Below are 23,012 nucleotides of genomic sequence, written 5' to 3'. Positions count from 1 at the left end.
TTACATGCGCATTAAATTCTTCTTCTTTATTCTCGTCCTCTTTCTACTCGGTTTGGGTGGAGCGTTGCTATATCTGGCGGGAGGGATGCAAGTCACTCACCTGTATATAGTAGAAGGACTCATTGCATTCATTTTGATTTATCTTCTTGTGTTCTACCGTAAGATTGTAAAGCCCATGAATACCATCGGTAACGGTATGGAATTACTGCGTGAACAGGATTTCAGCAGCCGTCTTAGCCTGGTGGGGCAGTATGAAGCCGATCGTATTGTGAATATCTTCAACCGGATGATGGAGCAATTGAAGAATGAACGGCTGAGAATGCGCGAACAGAACCATTTCCTGGATTTATTAATACAGGCTTCTCCGATGGGAGTTATCATCACTACATTAGACGGTGACATTTCCCAATTGAACCCCATGGCATTGAAGATGCTGGGTGTCCGCTTGGAAGAAGCGATGGATAAGCAACTGGAACTAGTGGATTCTCCGTTAGCGGTCGAGTTATCTGATATTCCCAAAGATACCACGGCGGTCATTCGCCTGAATGACGCTAATATCTATAAATGTACTCATTCTTCTTTTATAGACAGAGGTTTCAAGCATCCTTTCTATTTGATTGAACGCATGACGGAAGAAGTGATGCGCGCAGAAAAACGTGCTTATGAAAAGGTGATCCGTATGATTGCCCACGAAGTGAATAATACGACGGCAGGCATAACTTCCACACTAGATACGGTGGAGCAAGCGCTTTCTACCGAAGAAGGGATGGAAGATATTTGTGATGTGATGCGTGTATGTACGGAACGTTGTTTTTCCATGAGCCGGTTCATCACCCGTTTTGCCGATGTGGTGAAGATACCCGAACCGACCGTAGCTCCTGTCCAGCTGAATGAGTTGGCGGCTATGTGTAAACGTTTCATGGAAGGTATGTGTAACGATCGTAACATTAATTTACGTTTAGAATGTGATCCTGAAATCGGTAAGGTGCGTCTGGATGCTTCCCTTTTTGAGCAGGTTTTGGTGAATATCATCAAGAATGCAGCCGAGAGTATTGAGGGGGTAACTGAAAAGTCAATAGAACATGGCGAAATCATAGTAAGGACCATTGCTCCCGCTTCCATAGAAGTCGTTGACAATGGTCCTGGAATTAGTAAAGAGGCCGAAGCTAAACTCTTCAGCCCCTTCTTTTCCACCAAGCCGAACGGGCAGGGAATTGGCCTGGTGTTTATTAGGGAAGTGCTGAGTCGTCATGGTTGTGCCTTCTCCCTGCGTACTTACAATGATGGGCTGACTCGTTTCCGTATATTGTTTAATGACTGATTATTTTTTCCACTCCTTTGCATACTCATCCAATATTCTTTTGATGCCCTGGCCGATGATGACATAGTCTTTTTCGTTCAGATTGGCAAGCGAGGCACGTATACTCCATTCCGGCCCATCGAAACCGCCACCATTCAGCAATACGAGGGAGGTTTCTTTGGCAAGGCGGAAGACGACATTTAGGGGGCTGTAAGTTTTCTTCAAGTACTCCACAAATTTGTCACCATGGAATTTCTTTGCCCAAACCAACATATCGATTTCAGTATAATAACCTACACGCAGTGGATCTTCTGCTAGGGTGAAACCGGTATTGTCCCATAGAGCATGTAGACGACGAAGAATGATTTCCTGCATTTTCTGCTTATATTTATTCTCTTTGTCGAGCAAGGCAAAAGCTGCGAACAGGCTCATCTGCATCTGTTGCGGCAATGAAAGACCGGCGGTATGGTTCAATGCTACCTGTCGACTGTCTGCTACCATGCGATCAATGAACTTTAATTTCTCAGGATGTAACGTGAGAGTGGAATAACGACGGTTCAAAATTTCCCGTTTTTCTTTTGGTAATTTGGATATCAGCTTGTCGAACAGATTGAACTCGTGTAAAGCTATCACGGCATCACGCCATCCGGTAGCTCCGAAATATTTGGAAAATGAGTAGACACATAGTGTGTTATAAGGGATTTCTGCCATAAATGAACGGAAATGTGGACTAAAGGTACCATAAACATCGTCCGTAATAATCATTAGATTAGGGTTGTCTTCACGTACAATGTTCACGATACGTGCCATGGTCTCTGGGCTAAGGGCATAGCTGGGTGGGTTGCTCGGATTAGTTACGAAAAGAGCTTTGATTGCCGGATTTTTCAGGCGGTCTATATCTTCATCACTGTATTGCCACAAGTGTAGTCCATCCTTTGTCATACGGTTGGCGTGTAGTTCCGTCATCTTGAATTGATAACGGTTCAACTGCGGAATTTCGATATAAGGAGTAAAGGTAGGAACCATGAGAACAATTCCATCTCCCTTATTTAGCAAAAAGTTTTCTTGTAATGAATCGAATATATAGCACATGGCGGCTGTTCCGCCTTCTGTGGCAAATAAATCGAAAGTCCCACGTGGCGGACGGTTGTCACATAGCTCCTGATTTAAGTAGTCGCGTACGAGGATTTCGGTGAAGCTCAGGATACGGTCCGGTACGGGATACTGGTCACCGATAACACTTTCCGCCCACTCGTGAACAAGACTGTCAGGGTCTACGGCATGTTCCATTAGCATGTAATTATAGGTTTGTTCCAGCAGGGAAGCTCCTGGTTTATAGGTATTACTCTTGAGGAATAACTCGAAACGGGAAGCAATACCTTGCTTTTCGGGAATTCCGGCAATACCTTCCGGCATGTACATCACCCGGCGGCATTCTCCCAATCCGAATTGTCCCAAGAGAAAGAATGCTTCGCGTGGAACGGTAGCAATCCAGTTCGGATTACCACGTCCGGCATTCAGCATGGTTCGGGCACTCTTTTTCAGACTTTCGTCTGCCATGTCTATAAGGCGGTTTTTCAGCTCAAAGGGGCTGATATTTTCCATTTTCTTTTCTAATAGCTTGGTATCCATATCAATCTGTTTTTAAGTTCTTATCTATTTATTTCTTGGTTCTCTATAAACTAATTCTTAGTAACTCAATATTTATTTCTTAATATATTCATGGTTAGTTTCTTCTAAGTTTGGCTTTTAAATCAGTAAAACGATGACTACTCCCCATATTATAAGTAAGGTGTTACCTACGGCATATGTCACGGTGTAGCCCAGAGCCGGAGTTTCACTTTCTACTGTATCTTGGATGGCTCCTAAGGCGGCTGTGGTAGTACGTGCACCAGCACAACATCCCAAAGCAATGGCAGGATGGAACTTAAAGAGGTATCTTGCCAGCAGAAGTCCGATAATCAGCGGTAGGGTGGTAGCTGCCGCGCCTGCCAGGAACAGGCTGACACCTACGTCACGGAAACCTTGCACAAAACTGGGACCTGCCGCAATACCTACTACAGCAATAAACATATTCAACCCGACATTATTCAGAACCCATAATGAAGGTTCAGGGATACGTCCGAATGTAGGATGCTTGCTCCGTAACCAGCCGAAGAACAAACCGGCAATCAGTGCCCCGCCACTGGTACTCAGACTGATGGGGACTCCTCCGATATGGATGGATAATGCTCCAAACAATCCACCGATAAGAATACCGAGACCAACGAATATCATATCTGTCTGGTGGGTAGGACGGTCTATGTAGCCCAGAGACTTGGCTGCCTTTTCCACTTCTTGTTTGGTCCCTACCAGTTCTATGACATCACCTGCGTCCAATACAGTCTGTGCCAAGACGGGAATTTCTATTCCTGTTCTTTTGATGCTACGAATACTTACACCATACATGAACTTTTCTCTGCGGACAACGGATATTGTTTTTCCCGCAAATGTTTTTCGGGTTATCATAACCGGTAGAACTTCTGCCGGGAAATCAAGCAATTGTGCGTCTAGAATTTCGGGACCTATCCAGTCTTCTTCTCCGATAACATATTCGCGCCGACCGCTCAATACCACTTCATCACCTATTTCAAGGACTACATTCGGACTTACTTCTTCGATGACTCCCGATTTACGTAATCGTTCCACGAATAACCGTTTATCTTGTTGTTGGAAATGGACTTCCAAGTCAATTACTCTTTTTCCTTTCTTGAACCATTCGTTATCTATCCGGTAAGCTCGGAAAGTTACAGGACGTGCAGCAGGCATAAAACCCGGTTCATCTGTTTGTGAATTGCCCATTTGGGCTTCCAGCTCCTTGCAGGCAGCTTTCACCTTTTCCAGTCCGCCCAGCATTTTGGGGCCGATGGACGATAATACCCATGCCGAACCGGCAGTTCCGAATATATAGGTCACGGCGTATGATACCGGGATGATGTTAGCATAACTTTGCCGTTGTGCCTCGTCCAGTCCCATACCTGCCATTGTATCTTCGGCAACTCCTATTACGGCGGAAATTGTTTGGGAACCGGCAAGTAACCCCGCGGCTTCTCCCATATTATATCCCATCATCAAGGCGAGTAACCAGGTTACTAGTAAAATGGATACACACATCAGTACAGCAAAACCTACCTGTGGTAATCCATCTTTTTTCAACCCACGGAAAAATTGAGGGCCTACTTTATATCCCACCGCAAATAAGAAAAGTAAGAAGAATACCGCTTTGATAGGACCGGGTACGGCAATATTCAATTGCCCCACAAGAACTCCAACAAGCAATACGCTAGTAACAGTTCCTAATGTAAACTTACCGATGCGTAGTTTCCCAAGCCAAAATCCCAGGAAAATCGTGAGGAAGATGGCTAGTTCGGGACGTTCCCTCAATTGATTAAAAATCCATTCCATAATTAAGTTTTTAGGTTGTTCTGATGTCTCTTTACGTCGTTTTCGCTATACAACGGCTTTTAACGGGAAGTGTTTGAATTAAAAGTGGTTTTTTAGAACATTTATTCAGTAAAACTGAACTTTTAGGAAAAGTTTTCTTCCGTACCTTTGCAAACTAAATTGATAAATGGGAATTTAGGAGTATTAGACTCTTGAATCATCATTTAATATAGATGTAGATAGGTATGAGGTTGTATATTAGGGCTTTTCTGTTCATGATAGTTATTGTTATGCCGTTACGTGCGCAATATCTGGTACAAGGAGTTGTCACCGATTCGTTGACGAATGAGCCCTTGCCTTATACATCCGTCTATCTAAAAGGTACTACTGAAGGGGGGATGACCAATGACCGGGGATATTTTTCTTTTAAAACCTATCGTCCGGAAGCTATGTTGGTAGTCTCTGCCGTAGGTTACAATGAATATAATCATCTGATCCATCCTGCACGCGGAGAACATTTCAAGGTAGTGCTTTCTCCTGCTACATACGCGTTGAATGAAATTATAGTAAAACCCAAACGGGAGCGATATAAGAAAAAAGACAATCCGGCAGTTGAATTTGTTCGTGAAATGATTGAACGCCGGGATGACTATGCACCGGATGAACGCGACTTCTGGCAACGTGACCGCTACGAGAAAATGACATTTGCCATTAATAATTTTGATAGTGTGAAGCAACAAAAGTGGTTGTACCGCAAATTCAAGTTTCTGGCCAATTATGTGGATACTTCCGCCGTTACCGATAAGCCTGTGTTGGCTGTGTCAAACCGTGAATTATTGGCAACCGATTTTTATCGTAAATCTCCCCATAGCGAAAAACAATGGGTAAAGGCACGACGTCAGGCAGGTGTGGATGAGATGTTGTCACAACAGGGGATGGAACAAGCTATCAGCGTCACTATGACCGATGTGGATATCTATGAGAATAACATTACTCTGTTTACCAATAAGTTTGTCAGTCCGCTTTCCTCCCTGGGACCTTCGTTCTACAAATATTATCTGATGGATACCTTGGCGGTTGCGGGTAAACCTTGTGTCGATTTGACCTTTGTTCCTTTCAATTCCGAGTCATTTGGTTTTACGGGGCATCTGTATGTCATGTTGGATAGTACGTATTTTGTACGTCGTGTCGTGATGAACTTTCCCCAAAAAATCAATCTGAATTTTGTAGATTATATGAAGATTGAACAGAACTTCGATCGTGCGGAAGATGGTACGCGGCAGCTTGTCAACGAAAGTATTACTACCGAATTTAAGTTGGTAGATAATAGTGACGGTATTTATGCCAAGAGGGATGTTTTCTATCGGAATTATACGTATGAACCTACCAGTGAAGCTCAACAGGCTTTTAAGAAACCGGAAAAAGTGATTGAGGCGAAGGAAGCTTCCACTTATTCTGAAGCGTATTGGGATGCCAACAGGCATGTGGTGGTTAGTAAAAAGGAAACATCTGTGGATAAAATGATGGCTCAGTTACGCAGTTATCCGGTATATTATTGGTCGGAAAAGGTACTGAAGGTTCTGTTTACGGGCTATATTCCGGTTCCCAAAGAGAAAGCTCCTTTATTCTATATAGGAATGATGAACACCACCATCAGTGGAAATACCCTTGAAGGGGTGCGCCTACGTGCGGGAGGAATGACGACTGCTTGGCTCAATCCTCATTTGTTTGGAAGGGGATATATGGCTTACGGTTTTCGTGACCATCGGATGAAGGGGCTGGCAGAATTGGAATATTCGTTCTATAAAAAGAAGGAGTATGCCAATGAGTTCCCCATTCATTCTTTAAGGCTGCGATATTTGTCTGATGTAAATCAATACGGGCAGCACTATCTATATACCAGTCAAGATAACGTCTTTTTGGCTTTGAAGCGACAGAAGGATGACCGTATCGGCTATCAGCGAAAAGCGGAACTCACTTATACAAACGAATTTTATTCCGGTTTTTCCCTGCAATTCACTACCCGTTTGCGGAAAGATGAGTCTTCTCGCCTGATACCTTTTATCAAACAAGATGCGGATGAAACATTTGTAAAAAGTATTTCTACCAGTGAAGTGGAGTTGAAATTGCGTTATGCTCCGAATGAGAAGTTCTTCCAGACCCAATGGAACCGTTTTCCCGTATCACTGGATGCACCGGTATTTACGTTGACACATACCATGGCAGCCAAGGGAGTTTTAGGGGGAGATTACACCTATCATTATACCGAAGCAGGTTTTCAGAAACGTTTCTGGTTCTCTGCTTTCGGGTATACGGATGTGATATTGAAAGCAGGAAAAGTTTGGAATAAGGTACCTTTTCCGTTACTTATCATTCCGAATGCCAACTTGTCTTATACCATCCAGCCTGAATCATATTCTTTAATGAATGCAATGGAATTTATGAATGATGAATATGCTTCCTGGGATGTCACTTACTTCTTGAACGGTTTCGTTTTTAACCGTATTCCATTGTTGAAAAAAATGAAATGGCGTGAAGTCCTTTCGTGTCGTGGACTTTATGGGAATTTGAGTAACCAAAATAATCCGGCGTTGAGTGAAGGATTGTTCCGTTTTCCGGCAGGAAGTACTACGATGGGACATACTCCATATGTGGAGGCTGGGGTTGGAATCGAAAACATTTTTAAGGTGCTTCGTGTCGATTATGTATGGCGTTTGACTTACCGAAATTTACCAAATATTGATAAATCCGGGCTTAGAATTAGCTTGCACATGACATTTTAACTTAAATCTTACTAATAGAACATTAAATCGGATAAAAAGACTAATCCCAATTGGGTAAAATACCCTAAATTTGAGCAATTTTTTAAACTCTAAATATAACAATGGCAATGAAAGAAAACATTAAGCCGGCAACCGGGCGTTTAGGCGTATTGGTAGTCGGAGTAGGTGGTGCGGTTGCAACCACTATGATTACAGGTACATTAGCTGCTCGTAAGGGTTTGGCAAAAGCTATAGGTTCAATCACACAAATGGCTACTATGCGCATGCAGGATGGTAAAGAAAAGCTTATCAAGGATGTAGTGCCTTTGGCTGATTTGAATGATATAGTTTTTGGTGGTTGGGATATTTTTGAGGATGATGCATACGAAGCTGCAATGTATGCTGAAGTTCTGAAAGAAAAAGACCTGAATTTAGTGAGAGAAGAGTTGCAAGCCATCAAACCGATGCCTGCTGCTTTTGACCATAATTTTGCAAAGCGTCTGAATGGTACGCACATCAAGCAAACTTCTACTCGTTGGGATATGGTGGAACAATTGCGTGAGGATATCCGCAATTTCAAAGCTGCTAATAATTGCGACCGTATCGTTGTATTGTGGGCTGCAAGTACTGAAATTTTTGTTCCATTGGCTGAAGAACACCAGTCTCTCGCTGCTTTGGAAAAAGCAATGAAAGAGAACAATACGGAAGTTATTTCTCCGAGTATGTGTTACGCATACGCCGCAATCGCAGAAGGCGCTCCTTTCATCATGGGTGCTCCTAACTTGTGTGTGGATACTCCGGCTATGTGGGAATTCTCCAAAAAAATGAATGTGCCTATTTCCGGTAAGGACTTTAAGAGCGGTCAGACTTTGATGAAAACAGTGCTTGCCCCGATGTTCAAAACTCGTATGTTGGGTGTGAGCGGTTGGTTCTCTACTAATATTTTAGGTAATCGCGATGGTGAAGTTCTTGATCAACCTGAAAACTTCAAGACTAAGGAAGTCAGCAAATTGTCTGTGATCGATAATATCTTCGAACCGGAAAAATTCCCTGATCTGTATGGTGATGTATATCACAAAGTACGTATCAACTATTATCCTCCTCGTAAGGATAACAAGGAAGCTTGGGATAATATTGATATCTTTGGTTGGATGGGTTATCCAATGGAAATCAAAGTCAATTTCCTGTGCCGTGACTCTATTTTGGCAGCTCCTATCGCACTTGACCTGGTTATTTTCAGTGACCTTGCAATGCGTGCAGGTATGTGCGGCATCCAAACCTGGTTGTCTTTCTTCTGTAAGAGTCCGATGCATGATTTTGAACATCAGCCGGTACACGACTTGTTCCAACAGTGGAGAATGGTAAAACAAACTCTCCGTAACATGATAGGTGAAGAGGCACCGAGTTATCTGGATTAAAAAATACGAATAAAGTGATAGGGTGATAGAGTGATAGGGTAGTAAGATACTTTACAGCTCTATCACCCTATTGTTCTATTACTTATTACGCTGGCTACTTTATCACGTTTAATCATCTTATCACTTTTTTAATGAAGAAACCCTCCTTTCTCCCTGTTCTTATCGCTACGGGCTTCGGTTCGGGCTTTTCTCCTTTTGCTCCGGGTACAGCCGGTGCTTTGTTGGCTACACTCATCTGGTTCGGTTTATCTTTGGTCGTTTCGGAAATTTGCTTGATATGGCTGACAGTGGCTTTTATCTTACTATTTACATTGGCAGGTGTATGGGCTGTCAATCGTCTGGAATCCTATTGGGGAGAAGACCCTTCGCGTGTAGTAGTTGACGAGATGGTAGGAGTATGGATTTCTTTGCTTGCTGCACCTGCCGGAAATGTCTGGTATGTACTGGGGGCTTTTATGCTTTTCCGGTTTCTGGACATTTTTAAACCATTGGGTATTCGCCGGATGGAAAGTTTTCCGGGAGGAATAGGGGTGATGATGGATGATATTCTGGCGGGAATTTATAGTTTTGTAGTCTTAATCATAGCGAGATGGTTGTTGGCATAAAGAAAACATCAGTATTTGCCGGTTGGCGTCGTGCGATTTGGGTTTTTATAAAAGCTCAACTTTCGGCGTATGTGGCAAGTATGGTCGATTTTCTTGTAACTATCCTGTTGGTAAAAATGTCCGGCCTTTTTTATTTGTATGCTACTTTTTTAGGTTCCGTGGTTGGTGGTATGGTAAACTGTGTCATTAATTATGGTTGGGTATTTCATGCGGAAGATTGTAAGAAAACACATGTTGCCGTGAAGTATCTTTTTGTCTGGGGAGGTAGTATTATATTAAATACATGGGGCACCTTTGCTTTGACCGAATGGCTGACAGGTATGAGATGGGTGGATGGGTTGCTGGGTTATTATATCAGCGATGTATTTATTCTGTCCAAGATTATTGTAGCTTTGTTGGTAGCGTTCTTTTGGAACTACCACTTGCAACGGATTTTTGTTTATCGTAATCATAATTTTAGGAGATTTCTTCAACATCATTTAGAGACAAAAAAAGACGAATATGAATTATAGAGATTGGTTGCAACAGTTGATTTATAAAATTATAAATCCTGTTGTGCACGGTATGATTAGAATAGGTATTACACCTAATCTCATTACCACTACCGGATTGGTGCTGAATATTGCGGCAGCATGTTTGTTTATATATGCAGGTATGTACAAGCCGGGCGAACTAGCCTATGTAGGCTGGGGAGGAGGAATTGTTCTTTTTGCAGGTTTGTTTGACATGATGGATGGGCGTGTAGCACGTGTTGGTAATATGTCTTCCACATTTGGTGCGCTGTATGATTCTGTACTGGATCGTTATAGTGAATTGATTACTTTGTTCGGTATATTTTATTATTTAATATTACAAGGATATTTATGGGGGTCTATCCTTGCATTTATCGCTCTGGTAGGTTCGATCATGGTGAGTTATGTGCGTGCCCGTGCCGAAGGTTTAGGACTTGACTGTAAAGTCGGTTTTATGCAACGTCCGGAACGTGTGGTATTAACTAGCCTTGGTGCTGTGTTCTGTGGCGTTTTTGGAGATTGCACGGCATTCGATCCTATGTTGATAATGATTGTACCACTAGCTGTAATAGCTGTATTGGCAAATTTGACGGCATTTGCACGTATTGAGCATTGTCGTAAACTTTTAATCTCTCGCTCCTGTAAAGAGGAAGGAGAGTAGTCTGTGTATCAAAAAAAATGAAATGGTGAGTGATAAATTCTTTCCCTCTGTGAAGGAGGGTGTTCTGGTGGTTGTCATAACGGGACTTTTCTTGATATTGACGGCAGTTTGTATTGGTCTTCGTACGGAGCATTTTCTGATGTCTGGGCTTTTTTTTGTACTGTTCTTTGCAGGAAAAACTACCCGTAAATTGGCAGTGGCATTACTGCCATTTATTATTTTCGGTATATCATACGATTGGATGCGGGTATATCCTAATTATCAGGTAAATCCGATTGATGTACAAGGGTTATATGAGGCAGAGAAATCTTTGTTCGGTATCTCAATCAACGGGACAACATTGATACCTTGCGAATATTTTGCACAGAACCACTGTACGATAGGAGATTTCTTTGCGGGGATATTCTATCTTTGTTGGGTACCTGTACCCATTGCCTTTGGCTTATGGCTTTATTGGAAAGGAGAACGGAAAGTATATTTGCGTTTTGCAATGGTTTTCCTTTTGGTGAACCTCATTGGTTTTGCCGGATATTATATACACCCGGCTGCACCTCCTTGGTATGCAATGAATTATGGTTTCGAACCGGTACTTGATACCCCGGGTAATGTGGCGGGATTGGGACGTTTCGATGAACTGTTGGGTTGTTCTATTTTCCACTCTATTTATGGTCGTAATGCCAATGTCTTTGCTGCTGTACCCTCGTTGCATGCAGCTTATATGGTTGTTGCTTTAGCATACGCCGCTATGGGACATTGCAAGAAATGGTTGATAGCTTTATTCGCATTTATCATGGTGGGTATCTGGTGGACAGCTGTTTATTCTGGTCATCATTATCTGATTGATGTAATGCTTGGTATCTCATGCGCCTTGCTGGGTATTCTGGTTTTTGAGAAAGGCTTGATGAAGTGGGGTGCATTCAAACGTTTCTTTGAAAGATACGCTCAGTACGTCAAATGATAATTTAATCATAAATATATAAATTCCCATTTATGAATAAACGGTTATGTCTGATGTGATTTTATTACCAAAAAATTATAACTGTATGTTTATTGAAAAAAGTCTGGCCAGGTTGTTGGGGTGCATTATATTTTTGTTGTGTGCTCAGAGCATAATAGGTAAAAACGATTCGGATATAGAAAAAATACGGAAGAGGTGTATAGAACGGATAATATCTACTAATGTCAACGGGAATATAGTGGATAACCTGCTACAAACACTGCGTGCTGATGGTACATGGCCTGGAATAGATTATGTAGATGTGTCTAGAACAGGATTTCAGCATGCAAGGCATTTGGCTAATATGGTGAATTTAGCGATAGCATATAAGAAACCGGGATCACTTTTTCGGGGAAAAAGAAGTTTGAAGCAGGCTTTTGATAAATCGATGGCATATTGGCTTGAACATGACTTTATTTGTGATAATTGGTGGAATAATCAGATTGACACGCCTGCACGTATGGTGACTATACTTTTACTCATGGACAAGGATTTATCTAAAGAACAGTCTGATAAAATGTTACAAATCATAAGCCGTGGAAATATCAATGCTACGGGGGCTCGTCCGAGCGGTGATCGTATTAAAATAGCTGGTATACAGGCTAAAGCTGCCTTGTATAAAAGGAATGTAGAGGAAGTGGAGATGTTACTTAAGGTGATAGAGAGTGAAATAAAATTCTCTACTAAAATAGGAATACAATATGATTACAGTTTTCATCATAGGGCAGACCGGGTAAATAATACACTGACTTATGGTGTAGGATACGGTAATGCTTTTGTAGAGTGGGCTACTTTAGTAAATGGTACCCGTTTCGGCTTTTCACAAGACTCTATTCGTCTGATTGTAGATTATTATCTTGATGGTATATGCAAGCAGATGATTTATGGCATGATTTCAGATCCTGGAATAGGAAATCGTGATATCACCCGTCCTGGTAAGGCTGTGGTGTGGAGTGCGGATGTCGTTAAGAATATATTGACTCTTACTGATTATAGAAAAGCCGAATTGGAAACTGTAGTCCGTGCCCGGGAAGGAGAAAATGTAATTCCACAATCGTATGCGAAATTCTTTTGGTGTACCGACCATTTCGTTTATCAGCGTCCAAATTTCTACACTTCGGTCCGTATGTATTCCGAGCGTAATGCCAATATGGAAGAGCCCTATAATGGTGAGGGAATAATGAATCATTTTCGTGGTGATGGAACGAATTACCTTTCTTTGGAGGGCGATGAATATAAAAATGTGATACCTGTTTATGACTGGATGAAAATACCAGGGACTACCACCGTACAGTTGGATACTATGCCGTTGAAAGAAAATGTGCAGAAATGGGGGTTGACTAAATTTGTGGGTGCTGTTTCCGATGATATGTATGGTGCAGTAGGTTTTGAATTTAAAAGTCCGCATACCGCTTTAACAGCCAAGAAATCTTATTTCTTCTTCGACAAGGAATATGTTTGTTTAGGTAGTGGTATTACCTCGAGAGTGAAGGGCCGTCCTGTGTCAACAACTATAAATCAATGCGTGCTTTCGGGGGAAGTTCATGTGAAAGATGGACGTGGGGCACATGTTCAATCTCGAGGTGCCGTTAATATTCCTAAAGTGGAATGGGTAAACCATGATAACGTAGGTTATGTGTTTCCCGAAAAGTCCGCTGTTTTTTTGCTTAATCAGGAAAAAACGGGTAGTTGGACTATTGCCAATAAGCAGACGAGTGTTTCTGCCGAAGAGGTGAAATGCGATGTATTTACTCTTGCTTTGAACCATGGTAAAGAATGTAAAAATGCAAGTTATGAGTATATAGTGGTACCTTCGGTTAACCACTATGAAATGGAAGACTATGTACATGTTCTTCCTGTCTCTGTCTTGACTAATACGTCTGAACTTCAGGCTGTGAGGCACAATGGACTACGTATAGCTTATGCCGTATTTTATAAACATGGTACTGTTCATATCACCGGCAATCTATCTGTTACTATTGATTCTCCCGGATTGGTAATGTTAAAATACAATGCGGCAGGTAATGTTACTCAATTGCTTGTTTCCGATCCTACCCGACTTTTAAAGACTATTCATCTTTCAATTAATAGCGGGAGTGGAGTGTTGCAACGTTATGCAATCGACTTGCCCCAAAATGAATATGCGGGTAGGAGTGTGAAAGTAAAATTATAACTTTGTAATGAAGAATAAGATGGTGTACGTATGTAGCTTATTAAGGTAGAAGTTACTTTAGATGAATAAAGGGGTTATCAATTATATATTAATTTAATGTATCTATATACTTAAATGTAAGTATGAATAATTTTGTCTTTTATAGTCCTACCGAATTTGTCTTTGGCAAGGCAACGGAAACTCGGGTTGGCGCACTGGTACAAAAATATGGTGCACGGAAAGTAATGATTGTCTACGGTGGCGGTTCTGTAGTGAGGAGTGGCTTATTGGATAGAGTGAAACAATCTCTGCAGGAATTTGATATTGAATATTGTGAGTTGGGTGGTATTCAGCCCAATCCGGTTGATACAAAAGTATATGAAGGCATTGATATCTGCCGTCGTGAGCAAGTAGATATGCTTCTTCCGGTTGGCGGTGGTTCGGTGATTGATACTGCTAAAGCAATTGCCGCTGGCGTGCCTTATGAGGGTGATTTCTGGGATTTCTTTATTGGTAAGGCAAAAGTAACGAAAGCTTTGAAAGTAGCCGTTGTACTGACTATTCCAGCTGCGGGCAGTGAAGGATCTGGAAATTCGGTAATAACAAAAGTTGCGACTCTTCAAAAATTAAGCCTTCGGGTGCCAGAGTTGTTGCGTCCTGTTTTTTCTATTATGAACCCTGAACTTACTTATACATTGCCGCCTTTTCAAACAGCCTGTGGTATTGCCGATATGATGGTACACATTATGGAACGTTACTTTACCAATACGCAAGATGTGGAAATCAGTGATCGTATTTGTGAAGGTACTTTGCTGGCTATTATCAAAGAGGCTTATTGTGTGAAACAAAATCCCGGTGATTATGGTGCGCGTGCCAATATTATGTGGTGTGGTACTATCGCTCATAATGGAATTTGTGGTGTAGGTTGTGAAGAAGATTGGGCGTCCCATTTTCTGGAACATGAAGTCAGTGCTATTTACAATGTGACACATGGTGCAGGTTTAACAGTGATTGTTCCGGCCTGGATGACTTTCATGGCAGAGCATAATCCGAGAAAAATAGCCCAGTTTGCCAACCGTATTTTTAATGTGCCCGAATCAGATGATTTAGAAGAAATGGCATTGACAGGTATTTCCCGATTAAAACATTTCTTCCGTTATATGGGGTTGCCGGTCAACTTTAAAGAATTGGGTATTGATCATCCTGATATCGATCGTTTGGCAGATAACCTACATCGTAATAAAGGCGAGTTAGTTGGCAATTATGTGAAATTGACAAAAGAGAATAGTAAAGAGATTTATCGTTTGGCGTTGTGATAAGGTATTGTAGGCTTTCATTAGAAACTACATGTGCAGGGAGATTTAGGAAAAATGATATTTTGTTTTAAAAAGACGGCGGAGTATTAATCTTGCTCCGCCGTTTTTTTTATTTGATTTCGATCTCTTCCTTCATGTCAATCTCTTCCCCTTGCGGGTCGTAGAATACATATTGCAGAAACGCGAGTTTCTGGCTGGGAATAATCTTGATACCGAATCCGTACTTCATTTGCCATTTTCGTTTCAGGGAGATAAGGCCTTGATTGATATAGGCAGCGATGTACGGGTGGATGTGTAACGAGAATTTTTTAATCTTCAATTTGTTGACCAGATAGTCAATTTTACTCTCTAAAGTGTCCGTAAAGAGAATGGACGATTTAATGGCACCTTTGCCGAAGCAAGTAGGACAAATTTCTGTAGTATTTACATCCATTGCTGGACGTACCCGTTGACGGGTAATCTGCATCAAACCGAATTTGCTGAGTGGCAGAATATTATGACGTGCTCTGTCCTTTTGCATGTTGGCGCACATACGTTCGTAAAGCTTTTGACGGTTTTCGGCTTCATTCATGTCAATGAAGTCCACTACAATGATACCACCCATATCTCTTAGTCGTAATTGGCGGGCCAGTTCATCGGCAGCTCCCAGGTTCACTTCCAGTGCGTTGGCTTCCTGTCCGTTGGCATTCTTGGTGCGGTTACCGCTGTTCACGTCTACTACGTGAAGCGCCTCAGTATGCTCAATAATCAGGTAGGCACCACTTTTATATGAAATGGTTTTACCGAATGATGACTTGATCTGTTTGGTGATACCGAAATTGTCGTAAATAGGAAGTTCTCCTTTGTACAGTTTTACAATTCCTGCCCGTTCGGGGGCGATAAGTGTTACGTAATCTTTTATTTCGTGGAACACCGCTTCATTATTTACATGGATGTTCTCGAAAGAAGGATTAAACAAGTCACGTAATAGTCCTACGGCACGACTTGTTTCTTCGTAAATCAGAGTCGGAAATTTAGTAGCCTTCTGTACTTTAGTAATGGCATCTTCCCAATGTTTCAGTAATACTTTAAGCTCTCCATCAAGCTCTGCAACCCGTTTCCCCTCGGCAACAGTACGCACGATGACACCGAAATTTTTCGGTTTGATGCTCATCAGCAGCTGTTTTAGGCGGGCACGTTCTTCGCTTGATTTAATTTTTTGTGATACAGAAACCTTATCATTGAAAGGAATCAGTACGAGATATCTTCCGGCAAAGGAAAGTTCGGAAGTCAGCCGCGGTCCTTTGGTAGAGATGGGTTCCTTGACAATCTGCACCACTACTTCTTGTCCCACCTTAAGTACATTGGATACGGTTCCATCCTTTTCAAGGTCGGGAAGTATGGTCGCTTTTGTAATAGGATTTAATTTCTTTTTATCACTTAAAGTTTGCTTTACGTATTTTTCTAACGAGTTAAATTGAGGACCTAAGTCCAAATAATGAAGAAAAGCATCTTTCTCGTAACCCACGTCCACGAAGCATGCATTCAGGCCGGGCATCAGTTTTTTGACACGCCCCAAATACATATTGCCCACAGAAAAGGAAATGTTTCTTCCTTCACTTTGGAGTTCCACCAGGCTCTTATCCTCGAGCAGTGCGATGGAAACCTCTTTAGGCTGTACGTCTACAACGAGTTCGCTTGTCACAATAATTGCTTTAATTAATTATTATTTAGCAGTCAGTAATTGGTAGCAAAGAATGCTACTTGTTACTGATTACTTTTGTTCTTTTAAACAAAGAACAAACTCGCGAGATAATATGCTTCACAAGTTTGTTCTTTATTTTGTCCGTCAGACTAAAAATTACTTTTTGCTTTTATGTCTGTTCTTTCTTAGTCTTTTTTTACGCTTGTGCGTAGACATTTTATGTCTTTTTTTCTTCTTTCCGCTTGGCATAGCTTCAAATTTTATGGGTTAATACTATTGTTTATTATTTCTTCACAGCGATGGTGAATGTTTTAGCAGGCTTGAAAGCCGGAATGTTATGTTCCGGAATGATAATAGTAGTGTTTTTGGAAATATTACGAGCGGTTTTTTGTGCTCTCTTTTTCACTACAAAACTACCAAACCCGCGGAGGTAAACATTTTCATCTTTTGATAAAGATACCTTCACTGCGTCCATGAACGCTTCAACGGTTGCAAGTACTGTCACTTTGTCAATTCCGGTGCTCTTTGTAATTTCGTTTACAATGTCAGCTTTAGTCATTTCTCTTAAAAAAAAATATTATTACTATTGTTTCCTAATTTTTTGGACTGCAAATATATAGCTTTTCCGTGGCTCTAAAAAATATATTTCGGACAATTTTCTAAAAAAGTCGCGGCATTAAGTTTTCTTAGACTGAAAAACAGTACTTTTGTCTTCTTAAAATGCTGTTTTCAACATGAGTATATTGACTGAAACATTGCTGGATTGGTATGAGGAAAACAAGCGTGAACTACCTTGGCGGGAGACTACTGATCCTTATCAGATATGGATATCTGAAATTATTCTGCAACAGACCAGAGTGGTGCAGGGGTATGATTATTTCCTTCGTTTTATACGTCGTTTTCCCGATGTAGAAGCTTTGGCTTCAGCTTCGGAGGATGAAGTGATGAAGTATTGGCAGGGACTGGGTTATTACTCTCGTGCCCGTAATTTGTATGCTGCTGCTAAGAGTATGAATGGTGTCTTTCCCAAAAAATATCAGGAAGTACGGGCATTGAAGGGAGTAGGAGACTATACGGCCGCCGCGATTTGTTCTTTTGCTTACAATCAACCTTATGCGGTGGTTGATGGTAATGTGTATCGGGTACTTTCTCGCTATTTTGGTATTGATACTCCTATAGATTCTACGGAAGGGAAAAGGCTGTTTGCAACTTTGGCAGACGAAATGTTGGATAAATTACATCCTGCCATTTACAATCAGGCCATAATGGATTTCGGAGCTATTCAGTGTACGCCGCAATCTCCTAATTGTATGTTTTGTCCTTTGGCAGACAGTTGCTCGGCTCTGGCAAAAGGCCAGGTGATGAAATTACCTGTAAAACAACATAGAACGAAAACGAGCAATCGCTATTTTAATTATATATATGTACGCATGGGTGCGTGTACTTTTATACATAAACGAACGGAAAACGACATTTGGAAAAACCTGTTCGAACTGCCGTTGATAGAGACAGAGGCAGATTTATCGGAAGAAGACTTTGTGAAAAGTTCTCAGTTCCGTTCACTTTTTGCAGAAGGAGAGAAACCCGAAGTCCGTTCTATTCTCCGGAATGTGAAACATGTTTTGTCACACCGGGTGATTTATACGAACTTTTATGAAGTGGTTTTGCCTGAAACGTCACAATCTTTTTCGGGTTATCAATGTATCAGAACCGAAGATTTGGGACAATATCCGATATCACGTCTGGTACATGCATTCATTGAGAAATATGTATAAAAGTTGTCTGTATTCTTGCATGATGTTGTTATTCTCGTTAATTTTGGCAGCAAATTAAAATAACAAGCTTATGTCAGTAAATAAAGTGATATTGTTGGGAAATGTCGGTAGGGATCCAGAAGTGAGGTATCTTGATAGTGGTGTGGCTGTTGCAACTTTATCTTTGGCTACTACCGAAAGAGGGTATACTTTGCAGAATGGAACTCAGGTTCCGGATCGTACGGAATGGCATAATCTCGTTCTTTGGCGCGGACTGGCAGAAACAGCAGAAAAGTATGTGCATAAAGGGGACAAACTTTATGTAGAAGGTAAAATACGTACCCGTTCTTACGATGACCAGACAGGTGCTAAACGCTATGTCACAGAGATTTTCGTAGATGTAATGGAAATGTTGTCACCTAAAGGTGCCACAGTGCCGGGAACGGCTCCATATACCCCTCAGGCTGGTATGGGCGGACAATCTGCAACTCAGCAACCTATCCCGCAAAATGCTCCTGCGCAAGATAATTCAACGGACGATTTACCGTTCTAATTGTTTAACTAAAACCAAATTCTTTGGACCCAGACGCTTATTTATGCCAATTGGCAGATGTTTTTAACGGTATATCCGTACATGCTCCCTCTATTTCGGCTGTTATAGCTATTATTTTGGCGAGTTTGCTTTTACTTGTTTCCGGTTTTGCTTCGGCTTCCGAAATTGCTTTTTTCTCACTCTCTCCATCAGACTTGAGTACTATTGAAGAGGGAAAACACTCTTCAGATAAGAAAATCCGTAATTTGTTGGATGATACGGAACGGTTGTTGGCTACAATATTGATTACGAACAATTTTGTAAACGTAACCATTATCATGCTTTGTAACTTTTTCTTTATGAATGTAGTTCAATTTCATTCGGTGATTGCCGAGTTTATTGTGCTGACGGTTATTCTTACTTTCTTGTTACTGCTTTTCGGTGAAATTATGCCGAAGATCTATTCTGCGCAGAAAACGTTGGCTTTCTGTCGTTTTGCTGCTCCTGGTATTATGGTTTGCCGTTCCATATTCTATCCGCTATCTTCTTTGTTGGTACGTTCCACTTCTTTCCTGAATAAACACTTTGTACGCAAAAATCATAATATCTCGGTAGACGAATTGTCTCATGCATTGGAATTGACGGATAAAGCGGAACTTTCTGAAGAAAATAATATATTGGAAGGTATTATACGTTTTGGTGGTGAGACAGCTAAAGAAGTTATGACCTCTCGTCTGGATGTAGTCGATCTGGAAATACGTACCCCTTTTAAAGAAGTTTTGAAATGTATTGTAGAAAATGCTTATTCGCGTATTCCGATATATGCGGAAACACGTGATAATATTAAGGGAGTGTTGTATATCAAAGATTTGCTTCCTCATTTGAATAAAGGCGATAATTTCCGTTGGCAGTCATTGATACGTCCGGCCTATTTTGTTCCCGAGACTAAAATGATTGATGACTTGTTACGTGACTTTCAAGCGAATAAAATTCATATTGCTATTGTGGTGGATGAGTTTGGAGGTACATCGGGTATTGTCACGATGGAGGATATCATTGAAGAAATTGTCGGTGAGATACGTGATGAATATGATGATGAAGAACGTACGTATGCAATTCTTAACGACCATACCTGGGTGTTTGAAGCGAAAACGCAATTGACGGACTTCTATAAGATAACCAAAATAGATGAAGAAACCTTTGATGAGGTGGCTGGCGATGCCGATACTCTGGCAGGGCTGTTGCTTGAGTTGAAAGGAGAGTTTCCTGCACTTCACGAGAAAGTTACTTATGACCGTTATGAGTTTGAAGTTCTCGAAATGGATAACCGTCGTATCTTGAAAGTGAAATTCACAATCAATTCAACTCTTGACTGATAACGTGCCTCTTTTTTTTCAAAATACAGAATTTGCCTGCCGGTGGGGCATTTGGAAAATGGATGAAACACTGGAAGAATTGCTTGTTTGTCTTCCTCATCAGGAATATTACAGGCAAAGTATGCAACGGTTTGCTGCCGGTCATCGTCGTTTGGAATGGTTGGCAGTTCGTGTGTTACTGTATACTTTGTTGGGAGAAGAAAAAGAGATTGCTTATTATTCCAACGGTAAACCTTATTTGCCGGACAATTCTGCTTCTATCAGTATTTCGCATACCAAAGGATATGTTGCAGTACTGTTGGGACCACCGGGGAATGAGGTTGGAATCGATATTGAGCAATACGGTGAACGGGTGAGGCGTGTATCGCATAAATTCATGCGTGATGATGAAATTCCGGAAACATTTCAGGGAACTGATATTTGGTCTTTGCTGCTTTACTGGTCGGCAAAGGAAACGATGTTTAAATGTATGAATGCTTCCGAAGTCGATTTCCGGGAACATTTGCGTATTTTCCCATTTACGGTAGACCGACAAGGCATTTTCTCCGCTGAAGAATATCGTACAGCAGAGAAAATGCACTATTCAATTCATTATTATATATATCCGGATTTTGTACTGACTATGAGTCTGTAAAATCACTGTTTACAGTCTTTCTAACTGTATGGTGAAGTGGCGCATCAATGGAGCTTCCCATGCGATACGTATTCCATGCTTAATGCTTTCGCGTTTATCATATACGTTTTTCAGGGCGGCAGCCACCACATTCATGTGATTGTCGGTATATACCCGGCGAGGAATAGCCAAACGCAACAAATCCAAGCCGTCGAAGCGGTTTTCACGAGTAACGGGGTCACGGTCGGCAAGCAGATAACCGATTTCGCAACCACGGATACCAGCTTCCAGATACAGTTCAATGGTTAAGGTTTGTGCCGGAAATTCTTCTTTGGGAACATGAGTCAGAACTTTGGGGGCATCTACAAAGATGGCGTGACCTCCTGCCGGACGTTGGTAAGGTATCCCGTATTCATCCAACTTTTGAGCCAGATATTCCACTTGGCGTATACGGGTTTCGAGGTTATCGAATTCTGTGTTTTCATCCAGACCGATGGCAAGCGCATTCATGTCACGACCATTCATACCACCATAAGTGAGGTATCCTTCAAATTGTACACAAAAACTTTTAGCCCCTTCATACCAGTCTTTCCGGCGGGTAGCGATAAATCCACCCATGTTTACGATACCATCCTTTTTGGCACTCATGGTCATACCGTCAGCAAGGGTAAACATTTCACGAGTAATCTCTTTAATGCTTTTTTCGCTATAGCCGTCTTCTCTCATTTTTATAAAATAAGCATTTTCGGCAAAGCGTGCAGAGTCGAATAATACAGGTTTGCCATACTTATCTGCAACAGCACGAACTTCGCGTAGATTTTGCATGGAAACGGGTTGCCCGCCGGCCGTATTGTTGGTGATAGTAACAATGATAAACGGGATACGGTCATTGTGTTCCTGCAAAGCTTTTTCCAGTTTAACCGGATCTACATTGCCTTTGAATGGAATTTCCAGTTGTGTTTGTTTGGCTTCGTCAATGGTACAGTCCAATGCCGTTGCTTTACGTCCTTCTATATGTCCTTTGGTAGTATCGAAGTGAGAATTTCCGGGAACGATGTCTCCCTCGTGAACCAAATAGGAGAACAGTACATTTTCTGCAGCGCGTCCCTGATGGGTGGGGATGATATATTCAAAACCCGTCAGACGGGTGATGACTTCTTTTAGTTTGAAGAAGGAAGTGGCACCGGCATAACTTTCATCACCCAACATCATTCCTGCCCATTGACGGTCGCTCATGGCACCCGTACCGGAGTCGGTGATGAGGTCGATATAAACTTGTTCCGATTTGAGTTGAAAGACGTTATAGTGGGCTTCTTTCAACCATTGTTCACGTTCTTGGCGGGTACTTTTACAGATAGGCTCCACCATTTTGATTTTCCATGATTCGGCAAATGGGATTTCCATAATCTTTTCTTTTTAGTATTTGACAATAGGTCATTGAAAAGTAGGTTAATTACTTTTTGTGTGCCGAATATAATTATAAAATAGCTATAAAACAATATTTGATCTTACTTTTTGTAAAATAAATGTCCGGGCGAAATCACTTCGACCGGACACTATTCAAATAAACTTGGCAGAGTTTATTGTAATTTTACTTTCTCTGAATCAGGTTTGATGAATGAAATGATGTGGACGATTTGTCCGGCTTCATTAGACTCAACGCTTTTTCCTCGAAAGCAATGATAAATGGTTGCATGGCAGGTCTTCTGACTCGTTTCTGTTACAAACACCTTCCCGGAAGCATGCTTCCAGTGGTATAGAGAGTTGTTGTCTGTAACATTGCATGAAACTTACAGCAGCGGGACTGTTCAGGATTTGCACCTGATTCCCTTTTAATTGCCATCTTTGAAAGAAAAAATGGCAAACCAATGCGTTGCAAAGATAAGAAGAATTTGGGAGAAAACAAG

At 41.4% G+C, this 23,012-nt stretch carries 18 protein-coding genes and 1 riboswitch; of the genes, 13 read left to right on the top strand and 5 right to left on the bottom strand.

The window, feature by feature from the left end; translation table 11 throughout:
* The first annotated feature begins 4 nt into the window (after positions 1-4).
* On the top strand, positions 5-1,321 hold the full coding sequence (locus tag DXC10_RS08840; protein WP_101545244.1) for a PAS domain-containing sensor histidine kinase: 1,317 nt from the start codon (positions 5-7) through the stop codon (positions 1,319-1,321).
* Here DXC10_RS08840 and aspD read toward each other — a convergent pair whose 3' ends face one another.
* Together aspD and aspT are read right to left on the bottom strand one after the other, a co-directional pair.
* Entirely contained in the window at positions 1,322-2,932 is a 1,611-nt protein-coding gene (aspD, locus tag DXC10_RS08835; protein ID WP_101545245.1) for an aspartate 4-decarboxylase, read from the bottom strand.
* Positions 2,933-3,049: 117 nt separating this feature from the next.
* Positions 3,050-4,744, bottom strand: coding sequence for an aspartate-alanine antiporter (gene aspT / locus DXC10_RS08830; protein WP_117737698.1), 1,695 nt, complete (start codon positions 4,742-4,744; stop codon positions 3,050-3,052).
* Between the two features lie 224 nt (positions 4,745-4,968).
* Between aspT and DXC10_RS08825 the strand changes: the two genes are divergently transcribed.
* From DXC10_RS08825 to DXC10_RS08790, 8 genes are all read left to right on the top strand, one after another.
* Positions 4,969-7,506 (top strand): DUF5686 and carboxypeptidase-like regulatory domain-containing protein, encoded by a 2,538-nt coding sequence (locus tag DXC10_RS08825; protein WP_117737697.1) that lies wholly within the window; start codon positions 4,969-4,971, stop codon positions 7,504-7,506.
* Between the two features lie 107 nt (positions 7,507-7,613).
* Positions 7,614-8,903 (top strand): inositol-3-phosphate synthase, encoded by a 1,290-nt coding sequence (locus tag DXC10_RS08820; protein ID WP_101545525.1) that lies wholly within the window; start codon positions 7,614-7,616, stop codon positions 8,901-8,903.
* A gap of 131 nt (positions 8,904-9,034) precedes the next feature.
* The gene (locus DXC10_RS08815; RefSeq protein WP_101545251.1) at positions 9,035-9,508 is read left to right on the top strand and encodes a phosphatidylglycerophosphatase A; all 474 of its coding nucleotides are present in this window, start codon (positions 9,035-9,037) and stop codon (positions 9,506-9,508) included.
* Positions 9,493-10,020 (top strand): GtrA family protein, encoded by a 528-nt coding sequence (locus tag DXC10_RS08810; protein ID WP_101545253.1) that lies wholly within the window; start codon positions 9,493-9,495, stop codon positions 10,018-10,020. Before DXC10_RS08815 ends, DXC10_RS08810 begins: the two co-directional genes overlap by 16 nt.
* Positions 10,010-10,681, top strand: coding sequence for a CDP-alcohol phosphatidyltransferase family protein (locus DXC10_RS08805; protein ID WP_101545255.1), 672 nt, complete (start codon positions 10,010-10,012; stop codon positions 10,679-10,681). The genes DXC10_RS08810 and DXC10_RS08805 overlap by 11 nt, the downstream gene beginning before the upstream one ends.
* A gap of 22 nt (positions 10,682-10,703) precedes the next feature.
* On the top strand, positions 10,704-11,639 hold the full coding sequence (locus DXC10_RS08800; protein WP_370448208.1) for a phosphatase PAP2 family protein: 936 nt from the start codon (positions 10,704-10,706) through the stop codon (positions 11,637-11,639).
* A gap of 85 nt (positions 11,640-11,724) precedes the next feature.
* Positions 11,725-13,851 carry a polysaccharide lyase family 8 super-sandwich domain-containing protein gene (locus DXC10_RS08795; protein WP_158557838.1) on the top strand — a complete coding sequence of 709 codons (2,127 nt, stop codon included), beginning with the start codon at positions 11,725-11,727 and terminating at the stop codon, positions 13,849-13,851.
* 122 nt (positions 13,852-13,973) lie between these two features.
* On the top strand, positions 13,974-15,146 hold the full coding sequence (locus DXC10_RS08790; protein ID WP_101545259.1) for an iron-containing alcohol dehydrogenase: 1,173 nt from the start codon (positions 13,974-13,976) through the stop codon (positions 15,144-15,146).
* 109 nt (positions 15,147-15,255) lie between these two features.
* Here the strand turns inward: DXC10_RS08790 and DXC10_RS08785 are convergent, their stop codons facing one another.
* Positions 15,256-16,830, bottom strand: coding sequence for an Rne/Rng family ribonuclease (locus DXC10_RS08785; RefSeq protein WP_101545261.1), 1,575 nt, complete (start codon positions 16,828-16,830; stop codon positions 15,256-15,258).
* 283 nt (positions 16,831-17,113) lie between these two features.
* On the bottom strand, positions 17,114-17,389 hold the full coding sequence (locus DXC10_RS08780; protein WP_101545263.1) for an HU family DNA-binding protein: 276 nt from the start codon (positions 17,387-17,389) through the stop codon (positions 17,114-17,116).
* A 175-nt stretch (positions 17,390-17,564) separates the two neighbouring features.
* Here DXC10_RS08780 and mutY point away from each other — a divergent pair, with 175 nt between their 5' ends.
* The 4 genes from mutY to DXC10_RS08760 all read left to right on the top strand — a co-directional run bounded on the left by mutY (position 17,565) and on the right by DXC10_RS08760 (position 21,126).
* Positions 17,565-18,605, top strand: a complete 1,041-nt coding sequence (gene mutY, locus DXC10_RS08775; protein ID WP_117737695.1) for an A/G-specific adenine glycosylase — start codon at positions 17,565-17,567, stop codon at positions 18,603-18,605.
* A 70-nt stretch (positions 18,606-18,675) separates the two neighbouring features.
* Positions 18,676-19,137: a single-stranded DNA-binding protein gene (locus DXC10_RS08770; protein ID WP_101545267.1), complete on the top strand. Its 462-nt coding sequence runs from the start codon at positions 18,676-18,678 to the stop codon at positions 19,135-19,137.
* A gap of 23 nt (positions 19,138-19,160) precedes the next feature.
* Positions 19,161-20,492 (top strand): gliding motility-associated protein GldE, encoded by a 1,332-nt coding sequence (locus DXC10_RS08765; RefSeq protein ID WP_101545269.1) that lies wholly within the window; start codon positions 19,161-19,163, stop codon positions 20,490-20,492.
* Between the two features lie 4 nt (positions 20,493-20,496).
* Positions 20,497-21,126 carry a 4'-phosphopantetheinyl transferase superfamily protein gene (locus DXC10_RS08760; protein ID WP_101545531.1) on the top strand — a complete coding sequence of 210 codons (630 nt, stop codon included), beginning with the start codon at positions 20,497-20,499 and terminating at the stop codon, positions 21,124-21,126.
* Positions 21,127-21,135: 9 nt separating this feature from the next.
* Here DXC10_RS08760 and DXC10_RS08755 read toward each other — a convergent pair whose 3' ends face one another.
* On the bottom strand, positions 21,136-22,509 hold the full coding sequence (locus tag DXC10_RS08755; RefSeq protein ID WP_101545271.1) for a tryptophanase: 1,374 nt from the start codon (positions 22,507-22,509) through the stop codon (positions 21,136-21,138).
* 274 nt (positions 22,510-22,783) lie between these two features.
* A riboswitch (cobalamin riboswitch) is annotated at positions 22,784-22,990 on the bottom strand.
* Between the last annotated feature and the right edge of the window lie 22 nt (positions 22,991-23,012).

This window comes from Bacteroides sp. OM08-11, from assembly GCF_003438665.1.
GTDB classification, from domain to species: Bacteria; Bacteroidota; Bacteroidia; order Bacteroidales; family Bacteroidaceae; genus Bacteroides; species Bacteroides cutis.
The sequence above is the reverse complement of the archived record's forward strand: the minus strand, read 5'-3'. Positions and strand labels throughout refer to the sequence as shown.

What these genes read in the sequence shown, in the direction of transcription:
- DXC10_RS08840 (WP_101545244.1), top strand. Translation starts at nt 5, where the DNA reads ATGCGCATTAAATTCTTCTTCTTTATTCTCGTCCTCTTTCTACTCGGT.
- aspD (WP_101545245.1), bottom strand. Translation starts at nt 2,932, where the DNA reads ATGGATACCAAGCTATTAGAAAAGAAAATGGAAAATATCAGCCCCTTT.
- aspT (WP_117737698.1), bottom strand. Translation starts at nt 4,744, where the DNA reads ATGGAATGGATTTTTAATCAATTGAGGGAACGTCCCGAACTAGCCATC.
- DXC10_RS08825 (WP_117737697.1), top strand. Translation starts at nt 4,969, where the DNA reads ATGAGGTTGTATATTAGGGCTTTTCTGTTCATGATAGTTATTGTTATG.
- DXC10_RS08820 (WP_101545525.1), top strand. Translation starts at nt 7,614, where the DNA reads ATGAAAGAAAACATTAAGCCGGCAACCGGGCGTTTAGGCGTATTGGTA.
- DXC10_RS08815 (WP_101545251.1), top strand. Translation starts at nt 9,035, where the DNA reads ATGAAGAAACCCTCCTTTCTCCCTGTTCTTATCGCTACGGGCTTCGGT.
- DXC10_RS08810 (WP_101545253.1), top strand. Translation starts at nt 9,493, where the DNA reads ATGGTTGTTGGCATAAAGAAAACATCAGTATTTGCCGGTTGGCGTCGT.
- DXC10_RS08805 (WP_101545255.1), top strand. Translation starts at nt 10,010, where the DNA reads ATGAATTATAGAGATTGGTTGCAACAGTTGATTTATAAAATTATAAAT.
- DXC10_RS08800 (WP_370448208.1), top strand. Translation starts at nt 10,704, where the DNA reads ATGGTGAGTGATAAATTCTTTCCCTCTGTGAAGGAGGGTGTTCTGGTG.
- DXC10_RS08795 (WP_158557838.1), top strand. Translation starts at nt 11,725, where the DNA reads ATGTTTATTGAAAAAAGTCTGGCCAGGTTGTTGGGGTGCATTATATTT.
- DXC10_RS08790 (WP_101545259.1), top strand. Translation starts at nt 13,974, where the DNA reads ATGAATAATTTTGTCTTTTATAGTCCTACCGAATTTGTCTTTGGCAAG.
- DXC10_RS08780 (WP_101545263.1), bottom strand. Translation starts at nt 17,389, where the DNA reads ATGACTAAAGCTGACATTGTAAACGAAATTACAAAGAGCACCGGAATT.
- mutY (WP_117737695.1), top strand. Translation starts at nt 17,565, where the DNA reads ATGAGTATATTGACTGAAACATTGCTGGATTGGTATGAGGAAAACAAG.
- DXC10_RS08770 (WP_101545267.1), top strand. Translation starts at nt 18,676, where the DNA reads ATGTCAGTAAATAAAGTGATATTGTTGGGAAATGTCGGTAGGGATCCA.
- DXC10_RS08755 (WP_101545271.1), bottom strand. Translation starts at nt 22,509, where the DNA reads ATGGAAATCCCATTTGCCGAATCATGGAAAATCAAAATGGTGGAGCCT.